This is a genomic window from Bradyrhizobium sp. MI1.3 (assembly GCF_055811695.1).
On sequence record NZ_JBVVPQ010000012.1, the window covers coordinates 35,178 to 58,728 of the forward strand.

Below are 23,551 nucleotides of genomic sequence, written 5' to 3' on the forward strand. Positions count from 1 at the left end.
CCCCCCGCCCCCCCCCCCCCCCCGGGCCCCCCGCGGTGGGTTTACCCAAAACAACCCCCCCCCCCCCCCCCCCCCCCCAAACACCCCCCCCCCCCCCCGGGGGCCCCCCCCCCCCCCCGGGGGGCCGCGATGTGCTTTTCTTCCCTGGTGGTGCGGCCGGCCATGGCGTTGCGGCGGCCGCCAGGGAGGATGCCATGACGCTTGGGACCATCCTGATCATCCTGGTGATCATTTATCTCGTCGGCGGCTTGTCGGGCCGCATCGGTGGCTACGGCTACGGAATGGGTCATTCCGGCATGGGGATCGGCGGCCTCGTCCTGGTGGTGCTGCTCGTGCTGCTGCTCCTTGGCAAGCTATAAACCATCCAAGCAACTGATATTATTGCAATTTTCTGAGTTGCGGAGCTGCCATGCGCGGATTCATCATCTCGCATCGCGGGGGTCGCAATTTTGTCAAAACGAGCTATATTAGAGGACGAAAATGACATGTGCGGCGCCCACTCAATGGTGGCCTCTGCCCGTCCCAACCCCACGCGCTTAAAGCCCCAGAGAGATCACGAGGTCTTTGACCATGCGTCCATTGCGTCCGTTCAACTTCAACACTTCCGCCGAACTCTTCCCCGCTGCGATCCGCAAGAAGAAGCGTGCAGGCTTCACCTATCGCCGGTTCGGCACCGCGGCCGAAGCCGTGCAGTTCGCGATGGAGCAGTTGCCGACGGACTCGCTGAACGGCGCCTATCTTCAGGTCGAGGAAGCGCGCTTCGACCAGAACGGCATCCGTTCGCTCTATGAGAGCGAAGCCTTCCCGCTGCCCCGTCACCGCAAGCCGGTGGAAGCCAGCACCGACGCCGCCGACGCGGCGTAAATTTTCGTAAAGCACCTCCGATGTGCGCTGAAAGCGCGGTGGCCGAAAGGCCGCCGCGCTTTTTGCATTTTCGGGAGTGTCAGATGCGCGGCTGCTTGTCGAGCCAGCGGCGCAGCAGGCGCACGTTGCGCATGTTGGCCCGGAACATGACGTCAAAGGCGTCGCCCGCGAACGGGACGATGCCGACGACGCCGTCGAGGGCGACATTGCCGAGCATGCGCGCGGTGATGTACCAGGGCGCCCCGAGCGCCCTCGCCTCTCGCACCAGCCAGAGCGAGATCGCGGTGGTGATGATGTCACCGACGACGGGGATCAGTCCGATCAAGCCGTCGATGCCATAGCGGATATTGGTTCCGGGCAGCACGAAGGCCACGTCGAGCAGCTTTGCGATCGCCTCGATCCGCGCGATCCGCTGCTCGCGCGTCAGATTGCCGAACGGGTTGCCGGCGAAGGGACTGTCCTTGCCGAACTCGAAGCGAAACTCGCGAAAGCCCTGCTCCAGTGTTTCGGGCCGGATCTCACGACCGTCCTGATCGATGATCGGCCCACGCCCCTCGCTGCCCGAAGAGGCCGCACCCGGGCGGCTTCCCGAATGGGATCGACGCGGGGCAAGAATATCGTCATCGGACATGGTCATGGCCTGTAGGGAACGCACCAGCACGGCGGAGGTTGCTGCGGCGTGATCGAAGGTCGCGCCCTCAAGTCGGTGCCGCCGCCGGCTGCGGCTCCGCGACATATCTGTGCACGAGCCAGGATGAAATCACCGCCGGCACGAACCCGACGAGGCCGTACAGGATGAACTGCACCGCGCCCGAGTCCGGCCCGCGCGAGCTATAGGTCAACGAGGCCAGGATGAAGGCGAACACGCCGACCAGCAGCATCCGCAGCACCGGGCCGATCCGCCGGATGTGGACCAGGATGTCGTCGACCGCCCCGATCATCAGCGAGGGCAGGAAGCCGAACAGATAGCTGTATTGCAGGGATTTGAAGAACACCGCGAACAGCTTGCCGACCTCAGCGAGACTGGTCTGGGTCCAATAGCCGGACTGATAGGTCGTCGTCAGCAGCAGCAGGAACCCGCCCACGAACGGGCCAACCAGCGCAAACACGAGATAGCGTTTCATCAGGCACCCTCATCCTTCGCCCCGTTATAGCAGCGCCGCAGGAACCTTGAATAGCGGCGGCGCGGGCTCTGCCCTGGGAACAAGCCGCATAGCGACGAGTTCAGACAGGACCTGAAACTCACCTGTCAGATTTGGAGCCGCCGATGTCCCGCAAACTGTTCTTCCTGGCGACGATCGCGCTGACGGCCGTGAGCGGCCTGTCGAACGCGCCCGCTCTCGCACAAGGCCATATGGGTTCGCCGCAGGAGCAGCAAGCCTGTTCGCGGGACGCCTCGCGCTTCTGCCGCAAGGACCTCGGCAATGACGGTGCGGTGCAGAATTGCCTGCAAGCCAACCGAGCCAAACTGTCGCGGTCTTGCAGCAAGGTCTTTCAGAGCCACGGCATGTGAGGACCGGAACCATCCCCGGCGAACGGAGAGTGAAGCCATGTTGCGCGACGAACAGCTCTCGATCCTGAGGGACATCAGCCAATCCATCGCCTTTGCCGACGACCGGCACGGCAAGATAGGCGAGCTGATCGCCGACGGTTACGTGATGAAGGACGGCGATCTGTTCGAGCTCACGGCAAAGGGCGTTACGGCGGTCGAAGAGCACGCAGCCCTTGGCGCAAGCGATGCGGAACCAGCGAGCGCATCCTCCGATCGGTTGATCTGATCGCATGCGAGTCGCATTGTGCGTGACGTGCGCGCAACAATTGCGAATTCCTTTTCGCTTGGCATTGCGGCCGCGCGACAATGGCGCATACTTGATTCGGGCGGCGCAGCACTTTTCGATTCGAACATCACGAGAGATCGAGCAACCACATGCGGGATTGAGGTCCCGGCGTGATGGCTGAGACATGCGGCAGGTCAAGCCGCGTGCGGCGCCCCAAAATCAAGTGGCTCAAGCCCACGGAACTCGGGGACGCATTCTGCATGACACGCAATCAGACGATCGCAACTCTCTTCGCCCTCGCCACCACCATCGCAATCCCGACCTCGCCGGGCGTCGCGTTCTCGTCCGAAGCGCAGCAGATGTGCTCGGGCGATGCCATGCGGCTGTGCTCCAGTGAGATCCCCGACATCCCCAGGATCACCGCCTGCATGGTACGGAACAGGTCGCAGGTCAGCCCCGGCTGCCGCGCCGTGATGGACCGCGAGCACGCCGCCGCGACATCGCGCAAGCGGGAAGCCACGGCGCAATAGAGAGAGAGCGTACCTGCGGCCATCCTTCGAGACGCCCGCCCACGGGGCGGGCCCTCAGGATGAGGTCTCGTTTCGCGGCGAGATATCAAACCCTCATGGTGAGGAGCCCGCCGAGGCGGGCGTCTCGAACCATGCAGAGGTCTCACGGAGTAGAGATCTAGTCGCCCCACTGCGCGAAGGCGTCGTTGAAGGCGCGCTCGCCGGGAGCGCCCTTCTCGATGGCGATGATGGCGCGGCGCTGGTTGGCGTAGACCAGGGGCACGTCGAACCAGGAGCGCTCCTTCAGGAGCTGGACGTTGCGGCTGCGGTCGGCGTCGACGTTGGAGAGGCCGACCAGGAAGAAGCCGTCGGTGACCTTGACCGCGAGGCCTGCGAGCGGCGTGCCGCGTGCCTGCTCGTTCGACTTCATCAGGATGCCCGGCACGTTGGCGACGCCGCCGCCTGAAAAGTCCGCCGGCAGGACGAAGGTCAGCTCCGCGGTGTGGCTCGCCGGCAGCGAGGAGTCGGTGTTGCGGCGGAACGACATCGTCATCTTGAACTTGCGATCGGGGATCTCGATGTCGGCGCGCACGGCGACGTCGGCCTTTTGGTTGCCCGACGCCTTGATCGGCTCGAGCCGCCACACCACCGAGCCGACATATTGCTTGCCCTTCGGATCGGATGGATCCTCGTCGTAGAGCACGACCTTCTGCGCCACCGGCGCGACCGGCTGGTCGCTGGCCGAGGGCTGGCCGACGCGATCCGGGATCTTGGGCTTGCTCTGCGGCTGAGACGAATCCTTGGGCGCCTCCACCACTTGCGTCGGCGAAGACTTCAACAGGTTGGTCGCGGTCTGGACCAGTTGCTTGCCCCACAGGATGCCGGCACCGACCAGGATCAGCACGATGCCGACGGCGATCGCGCTCTTGAACGGAAACACGGAGCCGGTGCGGGCGCGGGCGCGCTTCTTCTTCGGTTCGCGGTCGAGAACGGGGATGTGCGGACGCGGCGGCTGCGACTGCGGCGCGTAGCGCTCAGCTTCCTCGATCGATTCGTCGTAGGAATACGGCGCGTCCGCTCCGGCGGCGCGATTTTCCAGGCTCGGCTCGAGCCGATCGAATTCCGGCGAGGGCGAGGGCACGTTGGCGTAGGTCCGGCGCGCCGCGCGGTTGGCCTGCGCGGCGGCGCCGCCGAGATCGTTGGCGTCGGCCGTGATGTCGCGGAAGCCGCGCACGCCCGGTGCCGGCGGCAGCGGCGGCGGAGGTCCCATGTCGGGCGGACGGCGCCCACCGGCGCGATCACGTCCGGCCGGCGGAGGCTCTGGCATCGACGGCGGTGCCGACGGACCCGGCTGCCGCGGCGCGTCGAAACGCGGAGCCCGCGGCGCACGCGGGGCGTCGCCCTGGTCATCGACATTGAAGGAGGGCCGGTCGGCGCGCGGCGGCGGCGGAGCCGGACGGGTGCGCGGCGGGGCAGCGCTTTGCGGCGCGGGCGCGTTGCCCTCGGTGGCGCGGGTGCTGGCGCGGCGGAAGGCATCGCCGCTGCCGCTGCTGCGGGCGCTGCCACCGGGGCGCGAGGCCTCGCGGGCACGCTGGGCAGCCTCTGATTCGACCTTGCGGACGGCCTCTTCCAGCGAAAGCCGCTCGCGGGTGATCTCGGATTCGGAGAGCGGCGGCTGCACGCTGCGGAGCTGCGCGATCAGCGCCGTGCGCGCCCGCTCGTAGAGCGCGCGACGGCTCTCGCCGGGAGCGTTGGGGTCCAGGGCGGCAATAGCGCGGGCGATCAGCGGATAGTAATCAGCCATTTCTACTCAATTATACGCGCGTCCCGGTAAGAGATCGTTAAGCCTCAAACGGATTTTGTACCAGGATAGTATCCTCGCGTTCAGGGCTCGTGGAAAGCAGTGCGACCGGGCACCCCACCAATTCCTCGATCCGGCGGACATATTTGATCGCCTGGGCCGGCAGCTGGGCCCAGGACCGCGCATTGGCGGTCGGCTCCTTCCAGCCCTCGATGGTCTCGTAGATCGGCTCGACCCGGGCCTGGGCCCCCTCGCCCGCCGGGAAATGATCGATCTCCTTGCCGTCCAGCTTGTAGCCGGTGCAGACCTCGATCGTGTCGAAGCCGTCGAGAATGTCGAGCTTGGTCAGCGCCAGACCGTTGATGCCGCAGGTCCGGACCGCCTGGCGAACCAGAACCGCATCGAACCAGCCGCAGCGGCGCGGGCGCCCGGTATTGGTGCCGAACTCGCGGCCGCGCTCGCCGATTTTGCGGCCGGTCTCGTTGTCCTGCTCGGTCGGGAACGGGCCCTGGCCGACGCGGGTCGTATAGGCCTTGCAGAGGCCGAGCACATAGCCGACCGCGGCGGGGCCGAGCCCCGAGCCGGTCGCGGCCTGCGCCGCCACCGTGTTGGACGAGGTGACGTAAGGGTAGGTGCCGTGATCGACGTCGAGCAGCGCGCCTTGCGCGCCCTCGAACAGCATGCGCTTGCCGGCGCGCCGTTCGATGTCGAGCAACCGCCACACGGTCTCGGCATAAGGCAGCAGCTGAGGTGCCAGCGCGGTCAATTCCTTCAGGATCTCCTTGCCGTCGAACTCCGGCAGGCCGAGGCCGCGGCGCAATGCGTTGTGATGCGCCAGCAGCCGGTCGATCTTGTGCGGCAGCGTGTCGAGATCCGCGAGGTCCATCAGGCGGATGGCACGGCGGCCGACCTTGTCCTCGTAGGCCGGGCCGATGCCGCGGCGGGTGGTGCCGATCGCGGTCGCCGCATTGGCGGATTCGCGATGCGCGTCGAGTTCGCGATGGAGCGGCAGGATCAGGGTGACGTTCTCGGCGACCCGAAGATTGTCCGGGCTGACCGCGACACCCTGCGACCGCAGCTTGGTGACCTCGTCGAGGAAGGCGGCGGGATCGAACACGACGCCGTTGCCGATCACCGACAGCTTCTGCTCGCGCAGCACGCCCGAGGGCAGCAGCGCCAGCTTGTAGGTCTTGCCGTTGATCACCAGCGTGTGGCCGGCGTTATGGCCGCCCTGGAAACGGACGACGATGTCCGCCTGCTCCGACAACCAGTCGACGATCTTGCCCTTTCCTTCGTCGCCCCACTGGGCGCCGACGACGACAACATTGGCCATTCGCGGGTAATCCCTATGCAATCTGTTAGATGCGCCCAGCCCAATCACGGCCGGGGCCGCTCGAACGCGAGGCAGCCAACCGGATAAAGGATGCAGCCTCTGTAAGCAAGCAAGAACGGGGCTTTTTCGGGGCCCAATGCGCTATCCAAGCCCTTGATATCCCCTAAAAATCCGCTTTGTCGGACGGGCTCTACGACGTTAGGCCCGGATGCGGCCGTCGACCACTTCGATGATGCGGTCGCAGCAATGGTCGAGCTCGAGGTCAATGCCCTGCAGCACGTCGTTTCAGTCGGCAGATGCCAACGAAGCCAGGCGCTCGCGGCCATCCAAATTGCGGTAGGTCAACAGGTTACACCGAATTTCGAGGCATTTGCCTGACGAGACAATTCGAATCGGGGGCCTTGCTTGTCGGACAGTCCAGCGCACGCCGACGACCGCTTCTGGCATCTTTCACCCGATCAATTATGCAAGCGACTGGGCTGCGGCCTCACCGGCCTGACCGCCGCGGACGCCTCCGAGCGCCTCGATCGCTTTGGGCCGAACAGCGACGCGCGGCCACGCGTCGAGGGGGCGGCGCGCGCGATCATGCGCCGGCTGCTGGAGCCGCTGTCTCTGATTCTGCTGGTTGCCGGCATCGTCTCGATGCTCACCGGCGACGATATCGGCGGGCTCATCATTGTCCTGATACTCGCGCTCTCGATCGGGCTCGACACTGTTCAGGAAGGCCATGCGTTGCAGGCCGCGGAAGTGCTCCGCCGATCGGTTGCGCTCAAGGCCGAAGTCAGACGTGACAACGACTTCCGCGAGATCGACGTCGATCGGCTGGTGCCGGGCGACATCCTGCGCGTCCGTTCAGGCGACATCATTCCCGCGGACGCGCTCGTCCTGGAGAGCACAGCCTTCACCGCGGGCGAAGCGGCGCTCACCGGCGAACCCTATCCGGTACAGAAGCGCGCCGGTGCCATCACCGACCCGGACGACACGTCGAATGCACTGTTTCGCGGCGCCGTCGCGCAAACCGGCGAGGCGATCGCGCTCGTCGTCAGGACCGGACGCGACACCGTGTTCGGAGCGGCGGCCTCCGCGCTTGCCGAGGCCCAGACGCCTTCGCCGTTCGAACGCGACTTGCGCGAATTCGGCCTCGTGATCGCGCGCGCCACACTGGCGTTGGTGCTGGTCGTGCTCAGCGTCCGCGTGGTGTTCGGCCGCCCGGTAATGGACTCGCTGCTGTTTGCCGTCGCCCTCGCGGTCGGGCTGACGCCGGAACTGCTGCCGATGATCACCACGGTGACGCTGTCGCGCGGCGCGCGGCGCGCTGCGCATGGCCGGCCGCAAGGTGATCGTCAAGCGCCTCGCCGCGATCCACGATCTTGGCGCCATGACCGTCTTGTGCACGGACAAGACGGGCACGCTGACCTCGGCCGAGATCACGCTGGCCAAGAGCCTCGATGCCGCCGGCAAGGACGATGCCCGCGCCGCGCGGCTCGGCGCCATCGCCGCGAAACTCGGCGGCGATCGCGGCTCGCTCGACGCGGCGCTGGTTGCCGGCCAGTCGAATGCCGCACAGGGCTGGACCCTCGCCGGCAGGCAGGCGTTCGACTTTTCACGGCGGCTGGGATCCGTGCTCGCGACCGGTCCCGAAGGCGCGCTGCTCATCGTCAAGGGCGCGCCTGAGGCGGTGCTCGAGCTGTGCGTGATGGATGACGGCGCCCGGACCCGCGCGATCGCCCGCGTGCACGAGCTCGCGAGCGAAGGGCTACGCAGCATTGCGATCGCCTCGCGCCCGTGGACCGGCGCAACCCGCGAAGTCGAGACCGCCGACGAGACCGATCTCGTCTTCGAAGGTTTTTGCGCCTTCGCCGACCCGCCGAAGCCGACGGCCGCGGCCGCGATCGCACGGCTCGCGGCAACCGGCATCACGCTGAAGATCCTGTCGGGCGACGATCCGGTGGTGGTGAAGCGACTCGCCGGCCTGGTCGGGCTGAACGCTGACCGCGTCCTATCGGGAGCCGACATCGCCGAGCTCAGCGACGAAGCACTGGCGGTCCAGGTTCAATCGACCGACGCCTACGGCCGGCTTGCGCCCGATCAGAAGTCGCGCGTCGTGAAGGCCCTTCAGGCCGGCGGCGCGGTGGTCGGCTTCCTGGGCGACGGCATCAACGACGCTCCGGCGCTGAAGGCCGCCGATATCGGCCTGTCGGTCGAAGGCGCGACCGGCGTGGCGCAGGCCGCCGCCGACATCATCCTGCTCGCCTCGGATCTCGAAGTCGTTGCCGACGGCGTCGAAGAGGGCCGGCGCACCTTCGCCAACATCATGAAATATGTCCGGATGGGCGCGAGCTCGAATTTCGGCAACATGCTGTCGATGGCGATCGCCTCGATGGCGCTGCCGTTCCTGCCGATGCTGCCGACGCAGATTCTGCTCAACAACCTGCTCTACGATCTCTCCGAGCTCGGCATTCCCTTCGACCAGGTCTCGCGCGCGGCCACCGCGCAGCCGCAGGTCTGGAGCATGACGCGGCTGGTGCGTTTCGCCGCGATCATGGGGCCGCTGTCCTCGGTCTTCGACTTCCTGACCTTCGGCGCCCTCATCCTGCTGTTTCAAGCGTCGCCGGACGAATTCCGCACCGCCTGGTTCATCGAATCCATGGCGACGCAGATCCTCGTGATCTTCATCATTCGCACCAACGGCCGACCGTGGCGCAGCTGGCCCGATCCGGTGCTGTCCGTCTCATCGCTGGTCGCCTTGCTGGTCGCGATGGTGGTGCCTTTCACGCCGCTCGGTGCCTGGTTCGGCTTTGTTGCGCCGCCACCGCTCATGATGGCCGGCATCGCGGTTCTGGTTGTCGTCTATCTCGCCTGCGCCGAACTGGTGAAGCCGTTTGCGATCCGTGCCGGACTGAAGGGTTGAGCGGGTTCCGGCCGCCGCCGTGCATGGACGCGATGCGCCTCGCGCCATTGATATCGGCCGGATTTCCGTGTCTTTGAACGGGCCGGGTCTGAACCGGCCCGGGTGCCGCCGGGCTGGAGGCTTGGCGCATGACGCGGGGCCACAACGATCACAATGTCCGCCACCGACGAGACCACCGGCGCCGCCACGTCCGGCCACAACTGGATCGCCAACCAGCCTTACCTGCTGCTCAGCATCACCGCGCTGTGCTGGGCCGGCAATGCCATCGTCGGACGGCTCGCCGCCGGTCACATTCCGCCGGTGACGCTGTCGTTCCTGCGCTGGTTCTTCGCCTTCCTGCTGGTGCTGCCGTTCGCCTGGAAACACCTTGCGCAGGACTGGCCCGCGATCCGCGGCAAGCTCGGCCTGATGGTCACACTCTCGATCACCGGCATCGGCGCCTTCAACACGCTGCAATATTGGGCGCTGGAGCATACGCAGGCGCTCAACACGCTGCTACTTCAGTCAGCCGCGCCGCTGGTCGTGGCGCTGTGGTCGCTCGCCATCCTCGGTATCAGGCTTACCGCGGCGCAGGCCTTCGGCGTGCTGCTGTCGATGTGCGGCGTGCTGATCATCCTGCTGCATGGCGATTTCACCACGCTGTCGAATATCGATTTCAACAAGGGCGACCTCATCTTCGTCGTCGCGCTGATCATCTTCGCGCTCTATTCGGTGCTGACCTTGAAGCGGCCGCCGATGCACGGCCTGTCGTTCCTCGCCTTCACGTTCGGCTGCGGTGCTGCCTGTCTCATTCCGTTGGAGATCTGGGAGCTGTCCGCGCGCCCCATGATGAAGCTCGACGGGCCGAACCTCCTGACCCTGTTCTATGTCGCGGTGTTCCCCTCGACGCTCGCCTATCTCTGCTTCAATCGCGGAGTCCGGCTGATCGGCGCCAACCGCGCCGCGCCCTTCTTCCATGTCGTGCCGGTGTTCGGCTCGATCATGGCAATGGTGTTTCTGGGCGAGCACCCCCAGGCGTTCCATTTCATCGGCTTCGCGCTGGTGCTGGCCGGCGTGTTCGTGGCGTCACGGAAGCAGGCGGCATAGGTCCTCCTTCTCCGTCGTAGGAGAAGGAAAGCGCCGTGCCGCGCGGCAGCCAAGGCTACTTCACCTTGAACTTGCTGTACGCTTCGCTGGTCGCAATGATGACGTGCTCGGCGCAGGCGTTGACGCGGTGCGGATCGGCCTCGGTCTCGTAGGCCTCCGACGTCATCATGTCGATGAAAGCCGCAACCGTGGGATAATAGACCAGCGCCGCGAAATCCCAGTCGTTGCCCTGCTGCGGGCCGAGCGCGACCGCCTTGGCGTCGCCGGTCCAGAGCAGCGTGCCGCCGCGCGCCTTGATCATCGGCACTGTGACCGCACTGTAGCGCAAATAGGCGTCCCAGCCGGAACCGTCGCCGTCGCCCGAGCGCGCGTGGAAGCGCATCAGGTTCAACATCACCACCGGTGCATGCCGATCGAGCCGATCCAGGCCGTCGATGTTCAACATATTAACCGCCAATGCCGCCTCCTCTGGTCATGCCTGCATTGTAGCATTGCGGCCGCGTGACTTGTGTCACGACTTAAATCCGGCGCAAGCTCGCGTCGAACGCCAATGACGATCGCTTCGCCCGCGCCACCCGCCTCCAATGCGGCCAGCTGGCTCAACAACCAGCCTTATCTGCTGCTCAGCCTGAGCTCGCTGTTCTGGGCCGGCAACATCGTGCTCGCGCGCCACGTCGGTGCGCATGTGCCGCCGCTGACGGTGACCACGATCCGCTGGTTCGGCGTGTTCCTGATCCTGCTGCCGTTCGCCTGGCCGCATCTGAAGCGCGACTGGCCGAACTTGCGCAAGAGCCTGCCGCTGATGCTGTTCCTGTCGCTGGTGGGCTTTGCCTTCAACAACGCGATCTCGTACTGGGCGATGCAGTACACGGAGGCGCTGAACGCGCTGCTGATCCAATCGGCCGGACCACTGTTCGTGGCGCTGTGGTCGCTGGTGCTGTTCGGCGTGCGGCTGACCGGTGCGCAGCTCGCCGGCATCGGGATCTCGCTGCTCGGCGTGCTGATCATCATCCTGCGCGGCGATCTCGCCGCGCTCGCGAGTATCAGCTTCAACAGGGGCGACATCATGTTCGCCTCCTCGCTGGTGGCGTTCGGGATCTACTCTGCCTTCATCCCGCGGCGACCGAAGATCCACCAACTCTCATTTCTCTCCTTCACCACCTGCTGCGGCGCGACGATGCTGCTGCCGACCGCGATCTGGGAAGCCTGGAGCGGCCGCGTTCTGCAACTCGACGGGGTGACGCTGGCGACGCTGGGCTACATCCTGATTTTTCCCTCGACGCTGGCCTATCTGTTCTTCAACCGGGGCGTGGCGCTGATCGGCCCGAACCGCGCCGCGCCGTTCTTCCATCTGGTGCCGGTGTTCGGTTCGGCGATGGCGATCCTGCTGCTCGGCGAAAAGATCCAGCCGTTCCACCTGATCGGCTACCTGCTGGTGCTCGCCGGCGTCGTGATCGCCTCGCGCCAAGGGTCTGCGGTGAAGTAATTCCGCACCGCGAGACGAGGCGACAAACTCGCGCCTTCCGATTTCGACGAGGAGACGCTAGGTTCCCCGCCAACGAAAAAAGAGGGAACGACCAGACATGCTTTCAGCGTTGATCCGAAACCTGCGTGCCATCGCCACGGCCGCCCTTTGTCTCGCTGGCGCATCCGCTGCGCAGGCCGACAATTATCCGAGCCGCAACATCACGCTGGTGCTGCCGTTCGCGGCCGGCAGCGGCACCGACACCACGACGCGGCTGATCTCGCAGCATTTGTCGCAGGCCCTCGGCGTCGGCATCGTCATCGAGAACAAGGCGGGCGCCAACGGCATGATCGCCGCCACCTATGTCGCGCGCGCCGCGCCCGACGGCTACACGCTGCTGGTGACCACCAACACCACGCATTCGGCCAATCCCTATCTGCTCAAGAGCCTGACCTACGATCCGGTCAAGGACTTCACCCCGATCGCGCGCACCGGCGACCTGCCCTTCATGCTGGTGATCCACCCGGAGGTGCCGGCCAAGACGGTCGGCGAGCTCATCGCCTACGGCAAGGCCAATCCGGGCAAGCTGAGCTACGCCTCGGGCTCGTCCTCGGCGATCGTGTCGGGGGCGACCTTTGCGCATAATGCCGGGCTCGACCTCCTGCACGTGCCCTACAAGAGCTCGCCGCCGGCGCTCAACGACGTCATGGGCGGCCGCGTCTCGATGATGTTCGTGGACATCCTGACCGGCCTGCCGCATGTCCAGGGCAACGCGCTACGCGCGCTCGCCGTCACGACAAAGGACCGCTCGTCGCTGGTGCCGAACCTGCCCTCGATGCAAGAGGCCGGCGTGCCGGACTTCGACATCTCGTCGTGGCAGGGCTATTTCGGCCCCGCCGGCATGCCCAAGGAGATCGTGACGCGACTCAACGCCGAGATCCGGAAGATCGTCGAGAAGCCGGAGATCAAGGCGCAGCTCGCCACCCTCGGCATGGACGCGTTTTCAGGCACGCCGGAACAGCTCGGCACGTTCGTGAACGAACAGCTGGTGTTGTGGGAGAAGCTGATCCGCGAGGCGGGGATCGAGAAGCAGTAGGGCGGTCTCGTAGGGTGGGCAAAGCGAAGCGTGCCCACCGAGAAGTTACCGCGAACTCAAAAAGAAAAGGTGGGCACGACGCCTCGCGTCTTTGCCCACCTTACGAATTCAGTGCAAGCCTTACGCCGCGCGCACCTTGGCGAGGAAGCCGTCGACTGCGCTGCGCAGCGCGCCGGACTGGCTGTCGAGCTCGCGGGCGTTGGTGAGCACGTCGCTTGCCGCCGTTCCGGTCGCTTCCGCGGCCGAGGTGACGCTGCCGATATTGGCGTTGATCTCGTTCGATCCGGCCGCGACCGACTGGATGTTGCGGGCGATCTCGCGGGTCGCCTCGCCCTGCTGCTCGATCGACGCGGAAATGCCCGCGGTGATCTCGCTCATCTCGGCGATGGTCTGGGTGATGCCGCCGATGGCGGCGACCGCATCGCTGGTCGAAGTCTGCATCGCCGCGACCTGGGCGGAGATTTCCTCGGTCGCCTTGGCGGTCTGGTTGGCGAGGGCCTTGACCTCGGAAGCGACGACGGCGAAGCCGCGGCCGGACTCACCGGCACGCGCCGCCTCGATGGTGGCGTTGAGGGCGAGCAGATTGGTCTGCGCCGCGATCGAGTGGATCAGCTTGACCACCTCGCCGATCTTCTCGGCGCCGGTGGAGAGTTCCTGCACCGTGGCATTGGTGCGCTCGGCGTCGTTGACGGCGCGGCTCGCCACTTCGGTCGAGCGGGTGACCTGGCGCGAGATTTCCGCAACCGAGCTCGACAGCTCTTCGGCAGCCGCGGCGACCGTGCCGACATTGCCCGACGCTCTCTGCGAGGCCGCGCCGACGGTCGCCGCACGCGAAGAGGCGTCGCTGGCGGTCGCGGTCATCGATTGCGCCGTGGCTTGCATGCCCGTCGCGGCCGAGGAGACCGAGCGGACGATGCCGTTGACGCTGCGTTCGAAATCGCTGGCGATACCCTCCATCGCGCTGCGACGTTCCGCCGCGACACGATCCTTGGCATCGGCTTCGGTTTTCTCGAGGTCGCGAATGCGCAGTGCGTTGTCCTTGAAGATCTGGACGGTCGACGCCATTGCGCCGACCTCGTCGCCACGGCCGACGCCGGGAATGTCGCCCTCAAGCTTGCCCTCGGCGAGATCCTTCATGCGGGCGCCGAGCAGCGCCAAGGGACGGCTGATGCTGCGGCCAAGCCCCCAAGCGACGCTGCCCGCGACGACGACGATGCCGAGCATGGCAAGCCCGAGCAGCCAGTAGATCGGGACCATCTTGGCGTCGATATCGTCGAGATAGCCACCGGTGCCGAGATACATGTCGAAGCCGGGCACGGCCACCGCGTAGCCGATCTTGCGGATCGGCGTTTCCTGGCCGGGCTTCATGAACTCGTAGAAGAGCAGAAATTCGCCGTTGGCCTTGACGCCATCCATCCATTCCTTGGAAAGATTGCGACCGTTGGTCAGATTGCTCATGCGGTTCAGGCCGACCTGCTTGGGGTCGGGCGCAAGCTGCGTGATGCCGTCATACGAAGTGCCGAAGAGGTAGCCCGCGCCCTTGTCGTAGGTCATCGCGTTGCCGAGCAGACGAAACTCGGCCATCGCCGCGTCCTTCGTCATTTCGCCGGCATCGACTCGTTTCTTGAGAGCGAGGGCCATGTTGCGGGCAACCTCGACGATGGCCTTGGTCTGCTCGACGCGTGCATTCACCATCTCGCGCTTCATCAGATAGCCGGCGAGAAATCCGGAGATGCACAGGCCGAACAAGGTGACGCCGACGAGAATGCCGAGCTTGGGGGCGATCTTCAGATTGCTCAATTTCACGGGATGGCTCCGGCAACAAAAGGACAAGGACGCACGAGCGAATCGATCGCAATTGAAACAACTTTTAGTGGCGACCCCTTAGCAACCTGTTACGGAGCGCCCCGTAAAGGCACGGAGGAAACGTCGGGGCCGTCGCACAATCGCCGCCACGGCAACCGCCGATTGTACGCAACCGCCCCGATTTCGCGTAAAAGACGCAAAGACTCGCGCAAAGTCCGGGTCACAACAAGAAACCAAATCGGGAGCAGGAAATGCCGAAATACAGGGTGGTGACGCCGAAGGGCGCGAGCTTCACGGTCGCGAGCAGCGATTATTCCTACGAGCGTGAGGCGCTCGATCCGATCGACGCCGAGATCGTCGAGGCGCCGGCCGACGAGGCCGGGTTCATCGCCGCCGCCAAGACTGCGGACGCCATCTACGCCAAGGGCATCCCGATCACCAAGACCATTATCGACGCGCTGGAGACCTGCAAGGTCATTACGCTCGGCTCGGTCGGCGTCGACAGCGTCGACATCAAGGCCGCGACCGCGCGTGGCATTCCCGTCACCAACATCCCCGACACCTTCATCGAGGAGGTCGCCGACCACGCCATGATGCTGCTGCTCGCGGGCTTCCGGCGGGCGGTCGAGCAGGACCGGATGGTGCGCAGCGGCCGCTGGGCCGAGGGCCGGCCGGCATTGTCGAAGATTCCGCGGCTGATGGGCCAGACGCTCGGCTTCATCTCGTTCGGCCGCGTCGCGCGTGCAGTTGCGAAACGCGCAGCTCCCTTCGGCCTGCGGATGATGGCCTACGATCCCTTCATCCAGGAAACACTGATGTCCGACCACGGCGTGATTCCGGCGACGCTGAACGAGGTGTTGTCGCAATCCGACTTCGTCTCGATGCACGCCCCCGCCCGGCCCGAGGTGCATCACATGCTCACCGAGAAGCACTTCCGGCAGATGAAGAAGGGCTCGGTCTTCATCAACACCGGTCGCGGCGCCACCGTGGACGAGGAAGGCTTGATCAAGGCGCTTCAGGAGGGCTGGATTGCCCATGCCGCCCTCGACGTGCTGGAGAAGGAGCCGCCCTCGCACAACAACCCCATCCTCGGCATGGAGAATGTGACCCTGACCGCCCACGTCGCCTCCGCCTCGGCACGGTTCGACGAGGCGCGCAAGCGCCGGGTGGGCTACGAATTGTCACTGGTGCTTCAGGGCATGTGGCCGGTAAGCTGCGTCAATCCGTCGGTGCTGCAAGACACCGCGCTCCGCCGCTGGCAACCTGTCAGCATGGACCGCGGCCCGAACAGCTAGGCGGGCGGCCGCGAAGGCGCGCCGGCAACCGGAAAGACCCTTCACCGGCGATCAACGCCGGGAAGGGAAAAACATAGGGAGGAACCGATGAGGAACGACATCACACGTCGTGATGCCTTGGCGCTGGGCCTGTCCGCTGCGACAATCGCGGCAACCGGTGCTCCGGCGAATGCCCAATCCACGATCAAGGCCGCGGACGTCCCCGCACCGAAACTGCCGATCGAGAAAGGCGCATCCCTGCGCATGCTGCGACCGGTACGTTTCGTCCAGGCCGACGAGGATGTGTTCCGCGCCAATGCGGCGAAATTCACCAAGGAGACCGGCGTCGAGGTCAAGGTCGATTTCGTCGGCTGGGAGGACATCAACCAGCAAACCGCGGTGACCTCGAATTCCGGCGCCGGTCCCGACATCATCATCGGCTTCTCCGACGCACCGCACATTTACGTCGACAAGCTGATCGAGCTGACCGATGTGGCCGACTACCTCGGCAAACGGTACGGCGGCTGGCTGCCGCTGGCGCAGCGCTACGGCAAGAAGAACAAGAGCCCCATTTGGATCGGGCTGCCGTTCGGAGCCACCGCGGGTCCCGTGATCTATCGCAAGTCGATCCTGCAATCGGTCGGCTTCGACAAGGTGCCGGAAGACCATGCCGGAATCCTCGACCTGTGCCAGAAGCTCCAGAAGGCCGGCAAGCCGGCGGGCTTCGCCCTCGGCAATGCCAAGGGGGACGGCAACGGCTTCGCAAGCTGGGCGCTATGGTCGCACAACGCGGCCCTGCTGGACGAAGAGGGCAACGTCATCATCAACAGCAAGGAGACGATCGCCGCGCTGAACTGGGTCAAGCAGCTCTACCCGACCTTCATCGCCGGCACGACGTCCTGGAATGACGTCAGCAACAACCGCGCCTACGCTGCGCAGGAGATCGCGCTGACCGCCAACGGCGTCTCGCTGTATTTTTCGCTGAAGAACGATCCGGCGACCAAGGCGATCGCCGACGACAGCGAGCATCAGTTGCTGCCGAAAGGCTTGGCCAAGGTGTCGCCGATGGCGGGCCTGACGCTGAACGCCATGGTGTTCAAGCACAGCCAGTATCCCAACGCCGCAAAGGCCTTCCTGCAATACATGCTGGAAAAGGACCAGTACGAGCCGTGGCTCAACGCCAATTCCGGCTATTGGGCCCAGCCGCTCGCGGCCTATGCCGAAGCGGCCGTGTGGTCGCAGGATCCCAAAGTGAAGCTGTTCAAGAACACGATGAACAGCACCTATTACGACGGCTACGCGGGCCCGATCTCGACCGCGACCGGCGCCGTCAGCGCCGACTACGTGCTGATTCAGATGTTCGCGTCCGTCGCGACCGGCGCTGCCACGCCGGAAGCCGCGGCCGCGGAAGCCGAGCAGCGCTGCAAGCGGTACTTCCGGCGGCAGAAGTAGCGCCCGACGATAAAGCGACCGTCATTGCGAGGAGCGAAGTGACGAAGCAATCCAGACTGTAACTGCGGAGACAGACTGGATTGCTTCGCTTCGCTCGCAATGACGGATGTGGTGACAGCCTAAAACAGGACGCCTGACCGATGTCCGTGACCACCCTCTCCTCCCCCGTACTCGCACGACGGCAGCCCTCCTGGCTGGTGCGCCTGTTCGACTACAAGCCCTTCCTGATCGTGATGTGCCTCGCACCCGCGATCGGGCTCCTTACGGTGTTCCTGACCTATCCGCTCGGCCTCGGCATCTGGCTCGCCTTCACCGACACCACGATCGGCAGAAAAGGCGTCTTCGTGGGCTTCGAGAACTTCCAGTATCTGCTCACCGATTCCCTGTGGTGGAACGCGGTGTTCTACAGCGTGGTCTACACGGGGATCGCGACCTTCGGGAAGTTCGCGCTGGGCTTCTGGCTCGCGCTGCTGCTCAACAACCATTTTCCGTTCAAGAGCCTGTTGCGTGCGATCATCCTGATGCCCTGGATCGTGCCGACGGTGCTCTCGGCGCTGGCGTTCTGGTGGATCTACGATCCGCAATTCTCGATCATCTCCTACCTTCTGGTCGATGTGCTGCATTGGCGCACGAGCAATATCGACTTCCTCGGCTCGCCCTGGCCGGCGCGCTTCTCGCTGATCGCCGCCAACATCTGGCGCGGCATTCCCTTCGTCGCGATCTCGCTGCTGGCGGGCCTGCAGACCATTTCGCCCTCGCTCTACGAGGCGGCGATGCTGGATGGCGCCAGCGCCTGGCAGCGCTTCCGCTACATTACCTTCCCGATGATGATGCCGATCCTCGCCATCGTCATGACCTTCTCGATCATCTTCACCTTCACCGACTTCCAGCTGGTCTACGCCATTACCCGTGGCGGCCCCGGCAACTCGACCCATCTGCTCGCCACGCTTGCCTTCCAGCGCGGCATTGCCGGCGGCGAGCTCGGCGAGGGCGCGGCGATCGCGGTGTCGATGATCCCGTTCCTGGTGTTCGCGACGCTGTTCTCTTATTTCGGCCTGGCGCGCCGCAAATGGCAGCAAGGAGAGAGCAATGACTGATACAGTGGCGCAACCGGCCGTCGCCGACGCGAAGGCTGTGCCGGACACCATGGCCTGGGATTCCGGGCTGCGGCGACTGATGATGATCTATCTGCCGCTCGGCTGCTTCGTGCTGATCCTGCTGTTTCCGTTCTACTGGATGGCGATCACGTCGTTCAAGCCGAACGCCGAGCTGATGAACTACCGGGAGCACAACCCATTCTGGATCTCCTCGCCGACGCTGGCGCACATCAAGCACCTGTTGTTCGACACCGCCTATCCGCGCTGGCTGTGGACGACAATGTTGGTTGCGGTCGGCGCGACCACGCTGTCGCTGATCGCGAGCACGCTTGCCGCCTACGCGATCGAGCGCTTGCGCTTCCGCGGCAGCCCCTATGTGGGCCTCGGCATTTATCTCGCCTATCTCGTGCCGCCGTCGATTCTGTTCATTCCGCTCGCAACCGTGGTCGTGCAGTTCGGCCTGTTCGACAGCCCGCTTGCCCTGATCCTGGTCTATCCGACCTTCCTGGTGCCGTTCTGCACCTGGCTCCTGATCGGCTATTTCAAGTCGATCCCCTACGAACTCGAGGAATGCGCGCTGGTGGATGGCGCCACACGGCTCCAGATCCTGCGCCGGATCACGCTACCGCTGGCGGTGCCCGGCCTGATCTCGGCCGGCATCTTCTCCTTCACGCTGTCCTGGAACGAGTTCATCTACGCACTCGCCTTCATCCAGAGCGGCGCCAACAAGACGGTGCCGGTCGCGATCCTGACCGAGCTCGTCACCGGCGACGTCTACCAGTGGGGTGCGCTGATGGCGGGATCACTGCTCGGCTCGCTGCCGGTTGCGATCTTCTACTCGCTCTTCGTCGATTACTACGTGTCGTCGCTGACCGGCGCGGTAAAGGAGTAACTCGCGGCTGAGCGCAAGCGCAGTCGATCGTGCTATCGTGATAGACTGCTTGCTGCATTGGCCCCACGCTCCATCGTGACAGCGGGGTCGATCATTGGCGCCGTCGATTGTCGCTCGAGAAAGCGAAAATTGCATGCGTTCGCCAAAGCTCCCGTCGTTATCCCGACGCGGTTTCTGCCTGTGTTGCGTCGGCGCCGCAGCGTCCGGCGCTTCGGGATGGCTTAGCCCGAGGCAAGCCTACGCAGAAGCGCGAGGCATCGTCAGCCTGATCAAGGACAGTGCTGCGGTATCGCCGATTGTCACGCACAAGCTCCGAAACAACATCACCGTGCTGGAAGGCTCCGGCGGCAACATTGCCGTGCTGACCGGGCCCGACGGCAAAGTCCTGATCGATGCGGGCATCCGCGTCTCACGTCCACAACTCACCAAAGCGCTGGCTGATCTCGGCGCCGATCCCGTCACCCATCTCGTCAACACCCACTGGCATTTCGATCATGCCGATGGCAACGAATGGCTGCATGCAGCCGGCGCCAAGATCATTGCCCAGGAAAACACCCGTAAACACCTTGCCGAAGTGCAGCGGGTCGAGGACTGGGACTACAATTTCCTTCCGCTCGGCGCGGGCGGAATCCCCAGCGAAGTCTTTGCCGACAGCCGCGAGCTTAAGCTCAACGGAACCTCGATCGGCCTGAAGTATTACGGGCCCGCACACACCGACAGCGACATCTCCGTCACCTTCGCAGAAGCCAATATCATTCATGTCGCCGACATGTTCTGGAACGGCATCTATCCGTTCATCGACTATTCGACCGGTGGCAGCATCGACGGGATGATCGCTGCATGCGACGCCAATCTCGCGGCGATGGACAAGGACACGATCGTCATCGCCGGGCATGGCAAGCCGGTGGGCAACAAGGCCGAATTCCAGGCCTTTCGCGACATGCTCGTCGGGATCCGCGACAACGTCGCGCGCCTCAAGAAGCAGGGACGAACGCGGGATGAAACCGTTGCGGCGAAGCCGACCGCGGCGTTCGACGCGATATGGGGGCAATTCGTGATCGATCCCGGCTTCTTCACCGGGCTGGTCTATCAGGGCGTTTGAAAAATCCCTCTCGGCCGTCGACGAACTCATCGTATTGAAAGGACATTGACATGAAAATCGTAGAGACCACATCCAAGCCATCGCTCCTTGATCGTCGCCGTCTCGTTCTTGGGTTGTCCGGAGCGGCTGTCGCAGTTGCTTCCACGGCAGCATCCGCGAAGCCGGAGCGCGACGAACACGCCGCCGCTGCCTATCCGGTCACTTATCATCGAACCAAGACCGTCGACGGGATCAAGATCTTCTATCGCGAGGCGGGTCCGAAGGACGCTCCCGTTGTGCTGTTGCTGCACGGCTTCCCGACCTCCTCGCATATGTTCCGCAACCTGATCCCGGCACTGGCCGACAGGTACCATGTGATCGCTCCCGACTATCCCGGCTACGGCCAGAGCGAGATGCCACCGCGCGCGACATTCAAGTACACATTCGACCGTTTCGGCGAGCTTGTCGGCGGCCTGCTCGACCAGCTCGGCGTCACTCGCTATGCGATGTATGTCATGGATTACGGCGCTCCCGTGGGCTGGCGCCTGGCGCTCAAGAATCCAGAGCGCATCAGCGGCCTGATCGTGCAGAACGGCAACGCCTATGATGAAGGGCTGAAGGAGTTCTGGAATCCGATCAAGCAATACTGGACCGACGGATCCGACACCAGCCGCCAAGCATTGATGAAGCTGGTGACGCTGGAAACGACGAAATTCCAGTACACCGACGGCATGTCCGACGTCAGCCGGATTTCACCCGACAACTGGGTGCAGGATCAGGCACTGCTCGACCGTCCCGGCAACAGCGAAATCCAGATGGACCTGTTCTACGACTATCGGACCAATTTGCCGCTGTATCCCGCGGTGCAGGCCTACTTCCGCAAGCACAAGCCGCCGACCCTGATCGTCTGGGGCAAGAACGATTTCATCTTCCCGGCCGATGGCGCCCATCCCTACAAACGCGACCTGCCCCAGGTGGAGTTTCACCTCATCAACACCGGCCATTTCGCGCTCGAGGACAAGTTCGACGAAATGGTCCCATTGATCCGCAACTTCCTCTCCCGCAAGATCGCCTGATCAGTCCGGAAGGAAACGGACATGTATGCCGCTCTCGACTGCATGGCCGTTCTGGCGGCCTCCACCTTGTTCGCAGCAGCCGCCGTCGCCCAAACCGCCAGAGACGTGCGCGGCCCATCGCCACTGGTCGCGATCGAAAATGAGGCGCCTGCGCGGTTGATCGTCGATCCGCCGCTCGCCGACCAGTTGGCGCAGGGTCTCGTCTTCATCCAGTACACCACGGAGAATCTCCGCGTCGTGCCGGTGTTTGGCAAGGGCGCGCTCGACGTATCGCCGCGCATTGGCCACGTCCATATCACGGTCGACGATGCGCCGTGGCATTTTGTCGATGCCAGTGGCGAGACCGTGATCGTGGTCGGACTGAAGCCAGGACCCCACAAGGTCCTGTTGGAGCTGGCAGATCCGACGCACCACGTGATCGACAGCAAGTCCGTCAGCTTTGAGATTCCCACACCGCTAAAAAAATGACCGTCGGCCGCGGCGTTTGGCCCGGTTTCACAAAACTGCAATGCGCGGTCCGCATAAGACGGCCTCCGTTAACAGGAGACGCACATGCGCGCGACTTTTCTTGGCACCGTCGCAACGATCATTCTCACCGCGAGCTCCGCGCTCGCGCAGAGCGAAGGCGAATTCCCGGCCAGGCTCGCCGGCCACGTCGTGATGCCGGCCGCCACGTTCATCGACGCGCCGGCTGATGCGCCCGCCGATCTCAAGACCTCCGGCAAATACACCACCGGAAAGCGCGTCGACGCGCTCGGCACGGTGATGGGCAAGTCCTATGAGCGGGCGACCGGCTTGTCGCTGCCGTTCAAGGGCCAGCCGCTGCAAGGCCATTCCGGCATCAAGTCGATGGGCGACGGCACCTTCTGGGTCGTCACCGACAACGGCATGGGCGCGCGCGCCAATTCGCCGGATTCCATGCTGTACCTCAACCGCTACAAGATGGATTGGGCCGGTGGCAAGATCGAGCGGCTGGAGACCGTGTTCCTGCACGACCCCGACAGACGCGTGCCGTTCCGCATCGTGCATGAAGATACCGAGAAGCGCTATCTCACCGGCTCCGACTTCGACACCGAAGGTTTTCAGATCATCGGCGACACCTTCTGGATCGGCGACGAATTCGGCCCCTATATCCTGGAGGCCGACAAATCAGGCAAGATCCTCGGGCTGTTCGAGACGGTTGCCGACGGCAAGCCGGTGCGCTCGCCGGATCATTGGGCGGTGACGACCCCGGGCGCGCCGGGCGCGACCTACACCAACGTCAACCTGCGGCGCTCCAAGGGTTATGAGGGCTTCGCCTCCTCGAAAGACGGCAAGTTTCTCTACGGCCTGCTCGAGGGGCCGCTGTGGGACGCCGACAAGAAAGACTGGGAGAAGGTCGACGGCAAGGAAGCCTCGCGCATCCTCGAATTCGACGTCGCCGCGGAAAAGTTCACTGGCCGCTACTGGCAGTATGTCTTCGAGCAGAACGGCAATGCCATCGGCGACTTCAACATGATCGACCGGGCGAGCGGTCTGATCATCGAGCGCGACAACGGCGAAGGCACGCCCGACAAGGCCTGCCCGCAAGGCACCCGCGGCGAGAACTGCTTCCCCGACGTCGCCAAGTTCAAGCGCGTCTACAAGATCGAGCTCACCGACGCCAATGTCGGCAAGCCCGTGCGCAAGATCGGCTACATCGACCTCCTGAAGATCAGAGATCCCGACAACAAGGCGAAGAAGCCGCTCAATGATGGCGTCTACACCTTCCCGTTCTTCACCATCGAGAACGTCGATCGTGTCGACGAAACCCACATCATCGTCGGCAACGACAACAATCTGCCGTTCTCGTCCAGCCGCGATCCCAACAAGGCCGACGACGACGAGTTCATGCTGCTCGATGTCGCGGATTTCCTGAAGGCGAAGTAAGCTGACGCTCTTTCAACACAGTCATGGGCCCGCCGGCCCCGGCGCAAAACAAAAAAACACGGCCCCCCCGTGTATAGGGAGACACCCCGGCGATGGGGGAGCCCCCCCACCGCGCGGCGGGG

Annotated in this window: 22 protein-coding genes and 1 pseudogene; 17 read left to right on the top strand and 6 right to left on the bottom strand. The window is 64.5% G+C overall.

The genetic code is table 11. The features are described 5' to 3' along the window. The first annotated feature begins 194 nt into the window (after window positions 1-194). Window positions 195-359, top strand: coding sequence for a DUF3309 family protein (locus tag AC0L3A_RS11290; protein WP_007596187.1), 165 nt, complete (start codon window positions 195-197; stop codon window positions 357-359). Window positions 360-570: 211 nt separating this feature from the next. Next, window positions 571-864 carry a hypothetical protein gene (locus AC0L3A_RS11295; RefSeq protein WP_007596188.1) on the top strand — a complete coding sequence of 98 codons (294 nt, stop codon included), beginning with the start codon at window positions 571-573 and terminating at the stop codon, window positions 862-864. 79 nt (window positions 865-943) lie between these two features. On the opposite strand, the gene AC0L3A_RS11300 is transcribed toward AC0L3A_RS11295, so the two are convergent. Then, window positions 944-1,501, bottom strand: a complete 558-nt coding sequence (locus tag AC0L3A_RS11300; RefSeq protein WP_088941332.1) for a DUF4112 domain-containing protein — start codon at window positions 1,499-1,501, stop codon at window positions 944-946. A gap of 61 nt (window positions 1,502-1,562) precedes the next feature. Next, window positions 1,563-1,988, bottom strand: a complete 426-nt coding sequence (locus AC0L3A_RS11305; RefSeq protein WP_007596190.1) for a DUF5413 family protein — start codon at window positions 1,986-1,988, stop codon at window positions 1,563-1,565. A 143-nt stretch (window positions 1,989-2,131) separates the two neighbouring features. On the opposite strand from AC0L3A_RS11305, the gene AC0L3A_RS11310 reads away from it, so the two are divergent. The 3 genes from AC0L3A_RS11310 (at window position 2,132) to AC0L3A_RS11320 (ending at window position 3,172) form a co-directional block, all read left to right on the top strand. Continuing rightward, a complete protein-coding gene (locus AC0L3A_RS11310; RefSeq protein WP_007596191.1) occupies window positions 2,132-2,377 on the top strand; it encodes a cysteine rich repeat-containing protein in 246 nt (81 codons plus the stop codon). Between the two features lie 37 nt (window positions 2,378-2,414). Further along, complete coding sequence (locus tag AC0L3A_RS11315; RefSeq protein WP_007596192.1) at window positions 2,415-2,642, top strand: hypothetical protein; 228 nt, start codon at window positions 2,415-2,417, stop codon at window positions 2,640-2,642. 260 nt (window positions 2,643-2,902) lie between these two features. Beyond that, complete coding sequence (locus AC0L3A_RS11320) at window positions 2,903-3,172, top strand: hypothetical protein (protein ID WP_245285936.1); 270 nt, start codon at window positions 2,903-2,905, stop codon at window positions 3,170-3,172. Between the two features lie 157 nt (window positions 3,173-3,329). Here the strand turns inward: AC0L3A_RS11320 and AC0L3A_RS11325 are convergent, their stop codons facing one another. Beyond that, complete coding sequence (locus AC0L3A_RS11325) at window positions 3,330-4,955, bottom strand: hypothetical protein (RefSeq protein WP_007596195.1); 1,626 nt, start codon at window positions 4,953-4,955, stop codon at window positions 3,330-3,332. Window positions 4,956-4,992: 37 nt separating this feature from the next. Continuing rightward, entirely contained in the window at window positions 4,993-6,285 is a 1,293-nt protein-coding gene (locus AC0L3A_RS11330; RefSeq protein WP_007596197.1) for an adenylosuccinate synthase, read from the bottom strand. A 405-nt stretch (window positions 6,286-6,690) separates the two neighbouring features. Here AC0L3A_RS11330 and mgtA point away from each other — a divergent pair. Continuing rightward, window positions 6,691-9,196: pseudogene (mgtA, locus tag AC0L3A_RS11335) on the top strand (magnesium-translocating P-type ATPase). Between the two features lie 153 nt (window positions 9,197-9,349). Then, complete coding sequence (locus AC0L3A_RS11340; RefSeq protein ID WP_007596200.1) at window positions 9,350-10,282, top strand: DMT family transporter; 933 nt, start codon at window positions 9,350-9,352, stop codon at window positions 10,280-10,282. 55 nt (window positions 10,283-10,337) lie between these two features. Here AC0L3A_RS11340 and AC0L3A_RS11345 read toward each other — a convergent pair whose 3' ends face one another. After that, window positions 10,338-10,727 carry a DUF1330 domain-containing protein gene (locus AC0L3A_RS11345; RefSeq protein ID WP_007596202.1) on the bottom strand — a complete coding sequence of 130 codons (390 nt, stop codon included), beginning with the start codon at window positions 10,725-10,727 and terminating at the stop codon, window positions 10,338-10,340. A gap of 105 nt (window positions 10,728-10,832) precedes the next feature. Between AC0L3A_RS11345 and AC0L3A_RS11350 the strand changes: the two genes are divergently transcribed. Next, window positions 10,833-11,768, top strand: a complete 936-nt coding sequence (locus AC0L3A_RS11350; RefSeq protein WP_007596204.1) for a DMT family transporter — start codon at window positions 10,833-10,835, stop codon at window positions 11,766-11,768. 97 nt (window positions 11,769-11,865) lie between these two features. Next, window positions 11,866-12,843 carry a Bug family tripartite tricarboxylate transporter substrate binding protein gene (locus AC0L3A_RS11355; RefSeq protein WP_219681667.1) on the top strand — a complete coding sequence of 326 codons (978 nt, stop codon included), beginning with the start codon at window positions 11,866-11,868 and terminating at the stop codon, window positions 12,841-12,843. A gap of 120 nt (window positions 12,844-12,963) precedes the next feature. On the opposite strand, the gene AC0L3A_RS11360 is transcribed toward AC0L3A_RS11355, so the two are convergent. Continuing rightward, window positions 12,964-14,649, bottom strand: a complete 1,686-nt coding sequence (locus tag AC0L3A_RS11360) for a methyl-accepting chemotaxis protein (protein WP_007596208.1) — start codon at window positions 14,647-14,649, stop codon at window positions 12,964-12,966. Between the two features lie 251 nt (window positions 14,650-14,900). Here AC0L3A_RS11360 and AC0L3A_RS11365 point away from each other — a divergent pair, with 251 nt between their 5' ends. The 8 genes from AC0L3A_RS11365 to AC0L3A_RS11400 all read left to right on the top strand — a co-directional run bounded on the left by AC0L3A_RS11365 (window position 14,901) and on the right by AC0L3A_RS11400 (window position 23,429). Beyond that, complete coding sequence (locus AC0L3A_RS11365) at window positions 14,901-15,944, top strand: C-terminal binding protein (RefSeq protein ID WP_007596209.1); 1,044 nt, start codon at window positions 14,901-14,903, stop codon at window positions 15,942-15,944. Between the two features lie 87 nt (window positions 15,945-16,031). Next, the gene (locus tag AC0L3A_RS11370; protein ID WP_007596211.1) at window positions 16,032-17,375 is read left to right on the top strand and encodes an ABC transporter substrate-binding protein; all 1,344 of its coding nucleotides are present in this window, start codon (window positions 16,032-16,034) and stop codon (window positions 17,373-17,375) included. Between the two features lie 140 nt (window positions 17,376-17,515). Then, on the top strand, window positions 17,516-18,472 hold the full coding sequence (locus tag AC0L3A_RS11375; RefSeq protein WP_007596214.1) for a carbohydrate ABC transporter permease: 957 nt from the start codon (window positions 17,516-17,518) through the stop codon (window positions 18,470-18,472). Then, complete coding sequence (locus tag AC0L3A_RS11380; RefSeq protein WP_007596216.1) at window positions 18,465-19,364, top strand: carbohydrate ABC transporter permease; 900 nt, start codon at window positions 18,465-18,467, stop codon at window positions 19,362-19,364. The genes AC0L3A_RS11375 and AC0L3A_RS11380 overlap by 8 nt, the downstream gene beginning before the upstream one ends. A gap of 133 nt (window positions 19,365-19,497) precedes the next feature. Continuing rightward, on the top strand, window positions 19,498-20,466 hold the full coding sequence (locus AC0L3A_RS11385; protein WP_007596217.1) for an MBL fold metallo-hydrolase: 969 nt from the start codon (window positions 19,498-19,500) through the stop codon (window positions 20,464-20,466). Between the two features lie 50 nt (window positions 20,467-20,516). Beyond that, entirely contained in the window at window positions 20,517-21,521 is a 1,005-nt protein-coding gene (locus AC0L3A_RS11390) for an alpha/beta fold hydrolase (protein WP_007596218.1), read from the top strand. A 21-nt stretch (window positions 21,522-21,542) separates the two neighbouring features. Next, window positions 21,543-21,989, top strand: coding sequence for a DUF6130 family protein (locus tag AC0L3A_RS11395; protein ID WP_007596219.1), 447 nt, complete (start codon window positions 21,543-21,545; stop codon window positions 21,987-21,989). Window positions 21,990-22,073: 84 nt separating this feature from the next. Next, the gene (locus tag AC0L3A_RS11400; protein WP_007596220.1) at window positions 22,074-23,429 is read left to right on the top strand and encodes an esterase-like activity of phytase family protein; all 1,356 of its coding nucleotides are present in this window, start codon (window positions 22,074-22,076) and stop codon (window positions 23,427-23,429) included. The last annotated feature ends 122 nt before the right edge of the window (window positions 23,430-23,551 follow it).

Bases quoted from the DNA above. Each gene is read 5' to 3' on its own strand.
- AC0L3A_RS11365 (WP_007596209.1), top strand. From the start codon at position 14,901: ATGCCGAAATACAGGGTGGTGACGCCGAAGGGCGCGAGCTTCACGGTC.
- AC0L3A_RS11320 (WP_245285936.1), top strand. From the start codon at position 2,903: ATGACACGCAATCAGACGATCGCAACTCTCTTCGCCCTCGCCACCACC.
- AC0L3A_RS11355 (WP_219681667.1), top strand. From the start codon at position 11,866: ATGCTTTCAGCGTTGATCCGAAACCTGCGTGCCATCGCCACGGCCGCC.
- AC0L3A_RS11350 (WP_007596204.1), top strand. From the start codon at position 10,833: ATGACGATCGCTTCGCCCGCGCCACCCGCCTCCAATGCGGCCAGCTGG.
- AC0L3A_RS11295 (WP_007596188.1), top strand. From the start codon at position 571: ATGCGTCCATTGCGTCCGTTCAACTTCAACACTTCCGCCGAACTCTTC.
- AC0L3A_RS11315 (WP_007596192.1), top strand. From the start codon at position 2,415: ATGTTGCGCGACGAACAGCTCTCGATCCTGAGGGACATCAGCCAATCC.
- AC0L3A_RS11375 (WP_007596214.1), top strand. From the start codon at position 17,516: ATGTCCGTGACCACCCTCTCCTCCCCCGTACTCGCACGACGGCAGCCC.
- AC0L3A_RS11400 (WP_007596220.1), top strand. From the start codon at position 22,074: ATGCGCGCGACTTTTCTTGGCACCGTCGCAACGATCATTCTCACCGCG.
- AC0L3A_RS11310 (WP_007596191.1), top strand. From the start codon at position 2,132: ATGTCCCGCAAACTGTTCTTCCTGGCGACGATCGCGCTGACGGCCGTG.
- AC0L3A_RS11340 (WP_007596200.1), top strand. From the start codon at position 9,350: ATGTCCGCCACCGACGAGACCACCGGCGCCGCCACGTCCGGCCACAAC.
- AC0L3A_RS11305 (WP_007596190.1), bottom strand. From the start codon at position 1,988: ATGAAACGCTATCTCGTGTTTGCGCTGGTTGGCCCGTTCGTGGGCGGG.
- AC0L3A_RS11300 (WP_088941332.1), bottom strand. From the start codon at position 1,501: ATGACCATGTCCGATGACGATATTCTTGCCCCGCGTCGATCCCATTCG.
- AC0L3A_RS11385 (WP_007596217.1), top strand. From the start codon at position 19,498: ATGCGTTCGCCAAAGCTCCCGTCGTTATCCCGACGCGGTTTCTGCCTG.
- AC0L3A_RS11395 (WP_007596219.1), top strand. From the start codon at position 21,543: ATGTATGCCGCTCTCGACTGCATGGCCGTTCTGGCGGCCTCCACCTTG.
- AC0L3A_RS11330 (WP_007596197.1), bottom strand. From the start codon at position 6,285: ATGGCCAATGTTGTCGTCGTCGGCGCCCAGTGGGGCGACGAAGGAAAG.
- AC0L3A_RS11290 (WP_007596187.1), top strand. From the start codon at position 195: ATGACGCTTGGGACCATCCTGATCATCCTGGTGATCATTTATCTCGTC.
- AC0L3A_RS11370 (WP_007596211.1), top strand. From the start codon at position 16,032: ATGAGGAACGACATCACACGTCGTGATGCCTTGGCGCTGGGCCTGTCC.
- AC0L3A_RS11380 (WP_007596216.1), top strand. From the start codon at position 18,465: ATGACTGATACAGTGGCGCAACCGGCCGTCGCCGACGCGAAGGCTGTG.
- AC0L3A_RS11325 (WP_007596195.1), bottom strand. From the start codon at position 4,955: ATGGCTGATTACTATCCGCTGATCGCCCGCGCTATTGCCGCCCTGGAC.
- AC0L3A_RS11390 (WP_007596218.1), top strand. From the start codon at position 20,517: ATGAAAATCGTAGAGACCACATCCAAGCCATCGCTCCTTGATCGTCGC.
- AC0L3A_RS11345 (WP_007596202.1), bottom strand. From the start codon at position 10,727: ATGTTGAACATCGACGGCCTGGATCGGCTCGATCGGCATGCACCGGTG.